This is a genomic window from Terriglobales bacterium, assembly GCA_035691485.1.
Taxonomy (GTDB): Bacteria; Acidobacteriota; Terriglobia; order Terriglobales; family Acidobacteriaceae; genus JAIQGF01.
Genome location: DASSIZ010000138.1, coordinates 1 through 10,446, shown reverse-complemented (window position 1 = coordinate 10,446; position 10,446 = coordinate 1). Strand labels below are relative to the sequence as shown.

General features: G+C 61.3%; 12 protein-coding genes. 4 read left to right on the top strand and 8 right to left on the bottom strand.

Annotated features, from left to right (window positions below; translation table 11 throughout):
* Positions 1-615 precede the first annotated feature (615 nt).
* A complete protein-coding gene (locus VFI82_17080) occupies positions 616-1,203 on the top strand; it encodes a TMEM175 family protein (protein HET7186398.1) in 588 nt (195 codons plus the stop codon).
* 205 nt (positions 1,204-1,408) lie between these two features.
* Here VFI82_17080 and VFI82_17075 read toward each other — a convergent pair whose 3' ends face one another.
* Positions 1,409-1,813, bottom strand: coding sequence for a hypothetical protein (locus VFI82_17075; GenBank protein ID HET7186397.1), 405 nt, complete (start codon positions 1,811-1,813; stop codon positions 1,409-1,411).
* A gap of 379 nt (positions 1,814-2,192) precedes the next feature.
* Here VFI82_17075 and VFI82_17070 point away from each other — a divergent pair, with 379 nt between their 5' ends.
* From VFI82_17070 to VFI82_17060, 3 genes are all read left to right on the top strand, one after another.
* Positions 2,193-2,912 (top strand): Crp/Fnr family transcriptional regulator, encoded by a 720-nt coding sequence (locus VFI82_17070; GenBank protein ID HET7186396.1) that lies wholly within the window; start codon positions 2,193-2,195, stop codon positions 2,910-2,912.
* Positions 2,890-3,828 (top strand): response regulator, encoded by a 939-nt coding sequence (locus tag VFI82_17065; protein HET7186395.1) that lies wholly within the window; start codon positions 2,890-2,892, stop codon positions 3,826-3,828. Before VFI82_17070 ends, VFI82_17065 begins: the two co-directional genes overlap by 23 nt.
* A gap of 224 nt (positions 3,829-4,052) precedes the next feature.
* Positions 4,053-4,211 carry a lmo0937 family membrane protein gene (locus tag VFI82_17060; protein ID HET7186394.1) on the top strand — a complete coding sequence of 53 codons (159 nt, stop codon included), beginning with the start codon at positions 4,053-4,055 and terminating at the stop codon, positions 4,209-4,211.
* Positions 4,212-4,344: 133 nt separating this feature from the next.
* Here the strand turns inward: VFI82_17060 and VFI82_17055 are convergent, their stop codons facing one another.
* The 7 genes from VFI82_17055 to VFI82_17025 form a co-directional block, all read right to left on the bottom strand.
* Positions 4,345-4,800 carry a hypothetical protein gene (locus VFI82_17055; protein HET7186393.1) on the bottom strand — a complete coding sequence of 152 codons (456 nt, stop codon included), beginning with the start codon at positions 4,798-4,800 and terminating at the stop codon, positions 4,345-4,347.
* A gap of 345 nt (positions 4,801-5,145) precedes the next feature.
* Complete coding sequence (locus tag VFI82_17050) at positions 5,146-5,592, bottom strand: hypothetical protein (protein HET7186392.1); 447 nt, start codon at positions 5,590-5,592, stop codon at positions 5,146-5,148.
* A 56-nt stretch (positions 5,593-5,648) separates the two neighbouring features.
* Positions 5,649-6,023, bottom strand: coding sequence for a cupin domain-containing protein (locus VFI82_17045; GenBank protein ID HET7186391.1), 375 nt, complete (start codon positions 6,021-6,023; stop codon positions 5,649-5,651).
* A 123-nt stretch (positions 6,024-6,146) separates the two neighbouring features.
* Positions 6,147-7,232 (bottom strand): ketol-acid reductoisomerase, encoded by a 1,086-nt coding sequence (ilvC, locus tag VFI82_17040; protein HET7186390.1) that lies wholly within the window; start codon positions 7,230-7,232, stop codon positions 6,147-6,149.
* 132 nt (positions 7,233-7,364) lie between these two features.
* Complete coding sequence (gene ilvN / locus VFI82_17035; protein HET7186389.1) at positions 7,365-7,952, bottom strand: acetolactate synthase small subunit; 588 nt, start codon at positions 7,950-7,952, stop codon at positions 7,365-7,367.
* A gap of 214 nt (positions 7,953-8,166) precedes the next feature.
* Positions 8,167-9,930, bottom strand: a complete 1,764-nt coding sequence (gene ilvB, locus VFI82_17030) for a biosynthetic-type acetolactate synthase large subunit (GenBank protein HET7186388.1) — start codon at positions 9,928-9,930, stop codon at positions 8,167-8,169.
* 37 nt (positions 9,931-9,967) lie between these two features.
* Positions 9,968-10,446: dihydroxy-acid dehydratase (locus tag VFI82_17025; protein ID HET7186387.1), on the bottom strand; the 479-nt coding region annotated here is incomplete at its 5' end.

Sequence of the window (10,446 nt, the reverse complement as noted above, 5' to 3'; positions counted from 1 at the left end):
ATACAGGCTTACGGCTTCGGCGCGCGGCGCACGACACGCGGACATGGCGGCCAGGACGACAGCGCACGCGCAGGGATTTCGCACTGGCTCACGGCCTTCCATCGACAGCCTACCCAGGGCTTGCGCCCTGGGCTACCATCGAATCCTATTGCGGGAATCGCATCTTCATCGAATCCTGCCCCTGTTTGCTCCCCATCAACGACGCTTCCGGCACCTTCCACTAAGTTGACCTTGCGCCAAAGATGCGCAGGCCGATTTGTCTTTGCACCATCCTGGCCCAGTCCGGCGCTCTACCAGTCTCAAACGCCATCATCACGTCATCGCGCTTTTCCCAGGTAACCTGCAGTTTTCCCAGGTTACCTGCACCTATCTCATTGATTCCACACGCCACCCCCAGGGAGGGGGTAGTTAACCTATGCGTCGAGCGCCGTTACCGAAAACCGTGTGGCGAGCTAATCCAAGCGTACGAGGGCGTGTGCGCTCCAACCGCGGACTCCACTCCAGCCCCTCTAGCTCATAGGGTTCCTTTGGAACATTGAGAACTTAGAACGTGAAACGTGAAACGTGAAACGCGAAACCTTGAACCTTCAACGACTTGACGTATGATCTCCACTCATGGGCAAGAGCCGGCTCGAAGCCTTCAGCGACGGCGTCATCGCCATCATCATCACCATCATGGTGCTGGAGATGAAGGTCCCGCGCGGCGAGAACCTGGCCGCTTTGCGTCCCCTCCTGCCGGTATTTCTCAGCTATGTGCTGAGCTTCGTCTATGTCGGCATTTATTGGAACAACCATCACCACATGCTGCACACCTCGGCGCAGGTGACCGGGCCCATTCTGTGGGCCAACCTGCACCTGCTGTTCTGGCTGTCGTTGTTTCCGTTCGTCACCGGGTGGATGGGCGAAAACCACTTCGCGCCCGCGCCGTCCGCGGTTTACGGGCTCGTCCTGCTGATGGCGGCCATCGCCTATTACGTGCTGCAGCAGGCCATCATCTCCTCGCAAGGCGAAGGCTCGCTGCTGAAGAAAGCCATCGGCAATGACTGGAAGGGCAAGATGTCGCCGGTGCTGTACGTCGCGGGAATTGTCGCCAGCCTGCTTCAGGCCCCGTGGCTGGCGCAAGCGATCTATGTTGTCGTGGCGCTTGTCTGGCTCATTCCCGATCGCCGCATCGAGCACGCCCTGCGCCAAAGCGCGAGATAGTCTCCGATTCGACTCCGCTCAGGGCGGGTGGCCCACCTTTGCTCAACATCCGAACTTCCGAGTCCCCATCCACCGCGCCGAAATGACGGCGTTGCCGTCCGGCTTCCTGCACGATCATAACGGCGGATTAATCCCTCTGCTTCACGGACAATATTCCATGGCCGGGCGCGAAGACACCACGTCCGGCCACCAGCTCCGCGAACCGCTATTGCTTATCTGCGGCGGCCGCCTTCTTGTGCGGTTTGAACGTGTGTGGTGGGTGACAGGTCACGCACGTCTTGCCTTTCATGAATGCATCCGACTTCAGTTGCGCCACCTGCTCGGCGTGGCAGGCGTCACATGCGCTCAATGCCGGAGTGGCGCGAACAGTCTGCGCTGTGATCTCGCCGTGGCACACGGTGCATTGGACATCATTGGCGCCATGCGGGCTCTCTTTCCATTGGGCATACCTCGCCTTGTGGCAGTCAATACAGGTCTTTCCGGCTGGAATCACCTGATGGTGCTTCTGCGCGCCACGGGCTGTCTGGGCAATCGCAGGTTGGACGGCGGCAGCCAAAACGAGAACAACGAGCAGGGCAGAGCTGAGCAAGAATGCGCGGAGCATGTTCATGGGCAGAATCTCCTGAGACGTGAGCAGTATCGGTGCGGCAATTGGCCGCGCACTGTGCTGCCGGTCACAGCTGACGGTGACGCGATCTGGCCCGCGTCCATAACCAGCCCCGCCCCTCCGCACTACGGCGGGTGGGCTACACCTGCGATTTTTGCAAATGTGAGGAAGTCAGTTCTGAACTCTTACGCGCACCAGGGCATGCGCGCACCAACCACTGATGTTCTCCTAACGCGCTTCAGCCTCAGAGCAAAAAGAGACCTAAATTGGAGTTTGGCAGGGCGTACAATTGAGTTACATCTTCATACGCATCTTTGCCCACCTCTAAAGGCCAGGTTCAGCTGCGCGTCCAGATGCCGGTTTTCGGCGAAAGGAGCCAGCCATGAACCCGCGCGCAAAATCTGTCCCTCCCCCAACAAAGTACAAGAATCGAGTCTTGGCGGCCTTGCCGAAAGCTGAAATTGACCGCCTGGCGCCGTACTTGTCACCCGTCACGCTGAAACTGCGCACCCAATTGCTCGACGGCAAGGTTGATCACGCCTATTTTCTGGAAGAAGGACTGGCTTCGGTGGTTTTGAGCTTAGAGGACGGCTCGACCGTCGAGGTCGGAGTGATCGGGATTGACGGCGTGGTCGGGCTTCCCATTCTGTTGGGAGCGGAGAGCATGCCGGGGGAGACGTTCATTCAGGTCACCGGATCCGGCTATCGCATTGACGCAAAGCGATTGAAGAATGAATTCGAGCGGAATGGGAAACTGCGAGACCATTTGCAGAAATACCTGCTCGCGAATCTGATTCAAAGTGCGCAGAACGCCGCTTGTAACCGTCTGCACACCATCAGTGAGCGTCTCGCGCGATGGCTGCTCACTTGTCATGATCGGGTGCAGTCCGACCGCCTGCCGCTGACGCACGAGTTTCTCAGCCAGATGCTGGGCGCACCGCGAAGCACGGTGACGCTGGCGGCAGGCATGTTGCATCAGGCCGGTCTCATTGATTACTCGCGAGGCCATGTCAACATCACCAACCGGCAAAAACTTGAGGATGCCGCCTGCGAGTGCTACCGGACGGTGCGAGCTGAATTTGACCGGCTTGGGCTGCTCTGAATTGTCTGGTATCGGACAGACAGCCCCCCCCCAACTTGCGCCAAAATCGGGGTTATTACCGCGCCCTGAGGAGGCGATTGTGGGCTCCCTTCCCCAGGAAGACTCCTTCATTCCGAACGTTGCTGGTTCAGCGAAGAACACGCGCCAAGATTCCCATGGCGGAAATTCTTCCGTCCTAAATTCCTGGAAAGAAATTGCTCGATACCTGGGCCGTGGCGTCCGAACTGTCCAGCGCTGGGAACTGGATTGCAGCCTGCCCGTCCACCGGCCCAAAGGCCGTGCCCGCAGTGCCACGCTGGCCTTGACTTCGGAGCTTGACGAATGGCTCCGCGCAAGCCCGGTGCGCTCACGTCGCAACGGCCACGCCAGAGGCGAGCGCCTGCAGAACAGCCCGAACGGCGACGGCCAGCATCTTCCAGCGGTTCGAGTCGGACCGTCTTTGGTAAAAGAAGAACAGCGACAGCGGCACCTCATCTTGTCGGTCGATGACGACTCGGGCTTGCTATACACGCGCGAGAAGATCCTGGAATGCGAAGGATATGAAGTCCTCAGCGCAGCCAATGGAGAAAAGGCGCTGGAATTTTTCGAAACGCATGACGTGGATCTCGTGCTCCTCGATTACAAAATGCCCGGCATGGATGGCGGAACAGTTGCGCGGGAAATGAAACGTCGCGCTCCGACGGTGCCGATCATCATGATTTCGGGCAATCGCGTTCCCGGGGAGGCCCTTGCGAATGTCGATTGTTTCATGCCCAAAGGACAAGGTCCGGAATTGCTCCTGGCGGCGACTCGTCAATTTCTCGTCATGATGAACGACTCCTGCAACCCAGCGGCAAGCGCAAAACTCCAGCGTCAGAGCTCCGTGAGCATTGGCACTTTGCCTCCGATCCGTCAAAACCAAAGGCGCAGCAGCTAACACCCTACGCGCACGAGGGCGTGCGCGCTCCAACCCCGTCCGGCACCACGAAAGTTGACCCTATGCTTGTGCCGGACCGGCAGGACCGGATCTGCCGGGTGAGTGGCTGCTAAGGCTAACGCGGGCTTTAATTTGTCAGCCCAACCGCGCGATTCATCCCGGCATCGTATCTACGCAACCGGGCAGCCCGGAAAAGGGCAGCCCAGGAAAGTTGAGGCCAAAGCATGAGTTTGTTCATGATTTTGTTCATCGTCCTGCTGCTGGCGTGGATTTTTGGATGGGGAGTTTTCCACGTCACGACCGGATTGATTCACATTCTGTTGATCGTAGCGCTGATCGCGCTGATCCTGCACTTCGTGCGCGGAACCAGCACAGCGGTCTGACAGCAGAGAAGAATTCGTGGCAAGAATAGCTCGCGTGTTGCTGGTGCCGATGCTATCCGTGTCGCTGCAAATGAAATCCACCCAACGCTAAGGTGCCGTTGGGTGGAACTTTTTGAACCGCAACGAAGGGAACTTAGTGGTCGTCGCGATCACGGTGCCGATCGTCACGATCGCGGGTCATATTGCTGCCGCGAAAGGCTTCGTAGTATCCCGCCTGATAGGCCTGGCGGTCCTGGTCATTTCTCCAGTGATGGCGGTCGAGACGCTCGCCCATGTTCCTGGAACGATCGTGCTGTCCGTCCTTGAAGCCCTGCTTCCAGGCCTTGGTGTTGCGCCACTGATCATTGTTCTGGTTGTAGTAGCCATTGTTGACATTGGCTCGGTCACGGTCGTTGTCGCGATCACGCTGCACGTCGTCACGATCGCGCTGGATATTCTGGTCGCGCTGGATATTCTGGTCGCGGTCCCGCTGCATGTCGTCCTGGTCGTGCTGGCGGGGCTGCTCCTGCGGTTGATATTGCGCGAAAGCCGGGACGCACAAGGCGCCCGCCACGCCCATTGCGCATAGAAGTTTACGTATGTTGGTCACTGGGTCTCTCCTTATCTCGGTTAGTGGTTAGTTAAGATGAGAGGAGAAAGGGGGCTGTTGTACCGCGGAAGTAATTGAGGGCTGTGAAGTTCCGAGTTGGGGGGCAGCCCTTGCGCAAGCGCTCTTCCAAGTACCCGGATGAGTTCTGAAATCCAGAGCCGGCGTGACAGTCTCCGGCCCCGAGTTCCTGTACACTCAGGGCATGGGAAAAGGTCGTCCGAAAAAACACAAGCGCCGCCCGAAAAAGAAGACCAGGACGGAATAGTTGATTGTTAACCAGTTTCCAGGCAGCGCCGGCAGTGTCCGTGAAGCCTGACCCCGTGAAACCTGAGCCTGGAGCCTGAATTATCGCTCGGAGTCGTCAATCGCCGGCGCATCGAGCGGCGGCTGGTTGAGGATGCGAAAGGCTTGGGAGGCGTCGTTGACGCGCACGCAGAGGCGGACGCCGCCGATGGCGTTGGAATAGAACCAGTCGAGGCGGACAAGGTTTTCGTCGAGCAGGTGAGACTCGATGCCTGCGGCGTCGAGCGCTCCCTTGGCGAGCAAGGCTTCGGGCAGGTCGCGGAACTTGCGGATGACGGCGAGTTCGCCGAAGGCCGGAGTAATGACGGGTTGGCGCGGTTCCAAGTCGAGCTTGAGGCCGCGGCGTTCGGCTTCGTCCTCGACAGCTTCCCAGGCGGCGTCGGTAAGCGCGGCGGGATCCTCGGCGACACGCAGCAGTTCGGCGTCGCTCATGGCGCTATAAAGCTGCGACAGGCGCTGGCGCTCGCGCTCCTGGTCCCGCAGGGTCATGCACCGATTATAAGGCGCATGGGGAAAGGCGGGTCAGAGACCCGCCACACGGCCAGTTACACGGCCCAGAGATACTGCTCGGGGTCGTAGTGCAGGGTGCGATCGTCGCCGTTGAGCCAATCCTGGCGCGCGGGCGAGCAAACGTCGATGGCGACGGCGTCTTCCAGGACCTCCGAGCCGTGCTCCATCCCGGGCGGAATCTTGAGCATCTGGTTGGCTTCGAGAGTGACATCGCCGGTGGGCAGAAAGAAACGCCACTTGCCCTGGAGCACGACGATGACTTCTTCGAATGGATGCGCGTGCATGCGCGTGGCGGCGCCGGTCTTGGCCTCCAGCCGCGCCACGGTGACACTGCCCGCGTGCGCGACCTTGCGGCTGTACAAGGGCGTAACCTGGTCGGATTTGATCTGGTCCCAATCGTAAAGCTGCATGGCGACTCCGAGTAGAGGTCGACGGTTTTCAAAACCTAGATTCCTCGCGCGCTAAAGCGCGCGAGGAATGACAAAATTAAAGGTTCGTTGCGGCACGGCTAAAGCCGTGCCCTTCCCACTTCATCAATCGGCGGCGGAGGCGGAGCCGGCGCGCGTCTTCTGCGCCGCCGCATTCTTTTCTGCCGCTTCGGCCTGTCGCGTTTCCTCGCGGACGTCGATGGGGTCGAGGAAGGGCATCAAGCTGCGTAGCTTCGCCCCGACCTGCTCGATGAGGTGGTCCTGCTCGCTGCGGCGCGTGGCATAGAACCACTGCCGTCCCGCCTCGTTTTCGGCGATCCAGTTGCGCGCGTAGGTGCCGTCCTGAATCTCGGCGAGGATCTGGCGCATGGCCTTGCGGGTTTCATCGGTGACGATGCGCGGGCCGCCGGTGTAATCGCCGTGCTCGGCGGTGTCGCTGACCGAGTAGCGCATATAAGAAAGACCGCCACGGTAAAAGAGGTCGACGATGAGCTTGAGTTCGTGCAGGCACTCGAAGTAGGCGATCTCCGGCTGGTACCCGGCGTTGACCAGGGTTTCGAAGCCGGCCTTCACCAGCGCGCTGACGCCTCCGCAAAGCACGGTCTGCTCACCGAAGAGATCAGTTTCGGTTTCCTCTTTGAAAGTGGTTTCCAGAACTCCGGCGCGGGTGCAGCCGAGAGCCTTGGCGTAAGACAGCGTCAGCGCCTTGGCCTGGCCGCTGGCATCCTGGTGGATAGCCATGAGCGCGGGCGTGCCGCCGCCTTCGACAAAGACTTCGCGCACGCGATGGCCGGGCGCTTTGGGCGCGACCATGGTGACGTCGACGTCGGCCGGCGGTTGAATGGTATTGAAGCGGATGTTGAAGCCGTGGGCGAACATCAGGGTCTTGCCGCGCGAGAGATGCGGCGCGATGGCGGAGCGGTAGAGAGCCGCCTGGCCGGTGTCGGGGGTGACGACCATGATGACGTCAGCCCAGGCAGAGGCGCGATCGGGGGTGACGACGGCGAAGCCGTGTTGTTGCGCCCGGGCGCGCGAGCGGCTGGTTTCAGGCAGTCCGACCTGCACCGAAACGCCGCTGTCGCGGAGGTTCAGAGCATGGGCGTGACCCTGGGAGCCGTAGCCGAGGATGGCGACCTTCTTGCCGCGGATGAGGGCGAGATCGGCGGAATTGTCGTAGTGGATTTTGGCCATTGTTGCTCTCCTAAAAGGTCGACGGTCTAGGGTCGACGGTTTCAAAAGCCTGGATTCCTCGCGCGCTAAAGCTTGCTCGGAATGACAAAATCAAAACGTTCGTTGCGGCACGGCTCAAGCCGTGCCCTTTCCCTAAACCGAGAAGGCGATCATGCCATCGTCGGGATCAAAGGGGCTGGGAGCCGCCGCTCCATCGGCCCCGGCGGCCGCCGCAGCGGCGAGCGCGACACCGTTTCCGTTGCCATTGGCGCCGCGGGACATGGCGACGCGCCCGGTGCGCACCATCTCGAGAATGCCGTAATGGCGCAGAACTTCGAGCAGCCCGTCGATCTTGTCCTCGGTGCCGGTGATCTCGATGACCAGCGCCGAGGGAGCAACGTCGACCACGCGGGCGCGAAATACCGACGCCAGCTGCATGAGCTGGGTGCGATTCTCCGCCGTGGCAGCGACCTTGATCATGGCCAGTTCGCGGCAGACGGAAGGCTCGGCGGTAATGTTCTCGACGCTGATGACGTTGATCAGCTTGTAGAGATTGGTCTCGACCCGGTAGGTGCCGGGGGCATCGGTGTCGGTGACGATGGTCATGCGCGAGATGCCGGGCGTTTCGGTGTGTCCGACGGTGAGGGACTCGATGTTGAAACCGCGGCGGCGGAATAAAGAGGCGACGCGGTTCAGAACCCCGGGCTTGTTTTCGACGTAAACGACGAATGTGTTGAGCATGGTTAAGTTCCTAATGCGACGACGGTCGACGGCCTAAAACCTCGATTCCTCGCGCGCTAAAGCGTGCTCGGAATGACAAAAATCAAAGCGTTCGCTCGGCACGGCTAAAGCCGTGCCCTTCCCAACCCCGATGGCTGACTGCGGCACGGCTAAAGCCGTGCCCTGATACATAAATCCCGCAACTGCGGCACGACTGACGTCGTGCCCTTGCTGACTACGTGTCCGAGGCGGTCTCGACCAAGGGGCCGGGACGGCGAATCATTTCGTGTAACGACGCACCCGCGGGAACCATGGGGAAAACCGAGTCTTCCTGTTCCACGCAGAAATTGATGACCGTGGTGCCGCGATGCGAGCGCGCAGCCTGCACCGCGGGAACCACGCCGGAGCGCTGAGTGACGGTCATGGCATGCAATCCGAACGCTTGCGCAAGTTTTTCAAAATCGGGATTGACCAGCGGGGTGGCGTGATAGCGGCGGTCGTAAAAGAATTCCTGCCACTGTCGCACCATGCCGAGGTATCCGTTGTTGATGATGGCGACGTTGATGTCGATATTTTCCTGGACGATGGTGGCAAGCTCGCACATGGTCATCTGGAATCCGCCGTCGCCGACGACGACCCAGACTTCCGCGTCCGGCTGGGCCATCTTGGCGCCGATGGCGGCAGGCAGAGCGAAGCCCATGGTGCCCAGGCCGCCGGAGGTGATGAGGGTGCGCGGGTCTTCGTGATGGTAGTACTGCGCCTCCCACATCTGGTGCTGGCCGACGTCGGTCACGACCAGGGCATTGCCGCCAGTCTCGCGCCAGAGGTCGGAGATGACGTGTGCGGCATAGAGATGACCGTTGTCGGGAAGATTTTGAATGTCGCGCACCGCGACTTCGCCTTTGAGTTCGGCAATGTGAGCGAGCCAGGGAGAGCGATCCACTTCGACTCTCGGCTCTCGGCTCTCGGCTCTCGGGTATCTGTCACTGATCGCAACTCCCGGGAGAAGATCGCTCAATACGGAGCGCAGGTCGCCGATGAGGGCGACATCGACCGGGACGTTCTTGTTGACTTCGGCGGGATCGATCTCAACGTGAATCTTCCTCGCGTTGGGGGCGTAGGTTTTCAGGTTGCCGGTGACGCGGTCGTCGAAACGCATGCCGAGGGCGATAAGCAGGTCGGCTTCCTGGATGGCGTGGTTGACCCAAGCTTCGCCGTGCATGCCCATCATGCCGAGGTTCAGCGGATGCGAGGCAGGGAAGGCGCCAATGCCGAGCAGGGTCATGGCGACGGGCACGCCGGCTTTCTCGGCCAGCTCGCGGACCTGGGACAGGGCTCCGGAGAGAAGAATGCCGTGACCGGCGAGGATGACGGGCCGCTGGGCGGAATTGATGAGGTCGAGGGCGCGCTGGTAGTCCTCGCTGGGAGCGCGGCGGTCGGGCCGAGGCGGATGCTCGGGGGTACGGGTGGCTTCCCAATCGAATTCGCAGGAGGATTGCTGCGCGTCCTTGGTGATGTCGATGAGCACCGGGCCGGGACGTCCGGAGCGCGCGATCATGAAGGCTTCACGAACCACGCCGGCGACTTCGTCGGCGCGAGTGACGAGGTAATTGTGCTTGGTGATGGGGAGGGTGATGCCGGTAATGTCGATTTCCTGGAATGCGTCCAACCCGATCAGCTTGCTGCCCACCTGCCCGGTGACGCACACGATGGGCGAGGAATCCATCATCGCGGTGGCGATGCCGGTGACCATGTTGGTCGCGCCCGGGCCCGAGGTGGCTACCGCCACGCCGACCCGGCCGCTGGCCCGCGCGTAGCCGTCGGCCATGTGCGTCGCGCCCTGCTCGTGCCGCACCAGCACGTGCCGGATATTGGGATACTTGCACAACGCGTCGTAGGCGGGCAGAATCGCGCCCCCGGGATACCCGAACACGTGCGTCACCTGTTCCCGGCTCAGGCACTCCCACAGAATTTCGGCCCCGGTCATCTTCTTCTTCATCGTTTCCTCACTCACCCGCGAGTTGCGCGACCCGCGCTTACTGCGTTACCGCCCCGATTGCGGCCGACGAGACTTGATTCGCGTACTTCGCCATGACTCCGCGCTGGTAGCGCGGCGCCGGCGCCTTCCAGTTGGCCAGCCGCTGCCGGATTTCGGCGTCGCTCAGCTCCAGCGAGAGCCGCCGCGCCGGAATGTCGAACACCACGATGTCTCCGGTGCGGACCGCGGCGATGGGGCCGCCGCGCGCCGCCTCCGGCGCCACGTGCCCCGCCATCAATCCGTGGGTTGCGCCGGAAAAGCGCCCGTCCGTCAATAACGCCACCGAGTCGCCCAGTCCCGCGCCCACCAGCGCCGCCGTGACCGCCAGCATTTCGCGCATGCCGGGGCCGCCCTTGGGGCCTTCGTAGCGGATCACGACGACGTCGCCGGCAACGATGGTGCCGTCCTCGAGGGCGTCCATCGCGGCGCGTTCTCCGTCGAAGACCCTTGCGGTGCCCTCGAACACGTCGGAGTCGA

Coding starts and splice junctions, on each gene's coding strand:
- VFI82_17080 (HET7186398.1), top strand. CDS start 616: ATGGGCAAGAGCCGGCTCGAAGCCTTCAGCGACGGCGTCATCGCCATC.
- VFI82_17075 (HET7186397.1), bottom strand. CDS start 1,813: ATGAACATGCTCCGCGCATTCTTGCTCAGCTCTGCCCTGCTCGTTGTT.
- VFI82_17070 (HET7186396.1), top strand. CDS start 2,193: ATGAACCCGCGCGCAAAATCTGTCCCTCCCCCAACAAAGTACAAGAAT.
- VFI82_17060 (HET7186394.1), top strand. CDS start 4,053: ATGAGTTTGTTCATGATTTTGTTCATCGTCCTGCTGCTGGCGTGGATT.
- VFI82_17050 (HET7186392.1), bottom strand. CDS start 5,592: ATGACCCTGCGGGACCAGGAGCGCGAGCGCCAGCGCCTGTCGCAGCTT.
- VFI82_17045 (HET7186391.1), bottom strand. CDS start 6,023: ATGCAGCTTTACGATTGGGACCAGATCAAATCCGACCAGGTTACGCCC.
- ilvC (HET7186390.1), bottom strand. CDS start 7,232: ATGGCCAAAATCCACTACGACAATTCCGCCGATCTCGCCCTCATCCGC.
- ilvN (HET7186389.1), bottom strand. CDS start 7,952: ATGCTCAACACATTCGTCGTTTACGTCGAAAACAAGCCCGGGGTTCTG.
- ilvB (HET7186388.1), bottom strand. CDS start 9,930: ATGAAGAAGAAGATGACCGGGGCCGAAATTCTGTGGGAGTGCCTGAGC.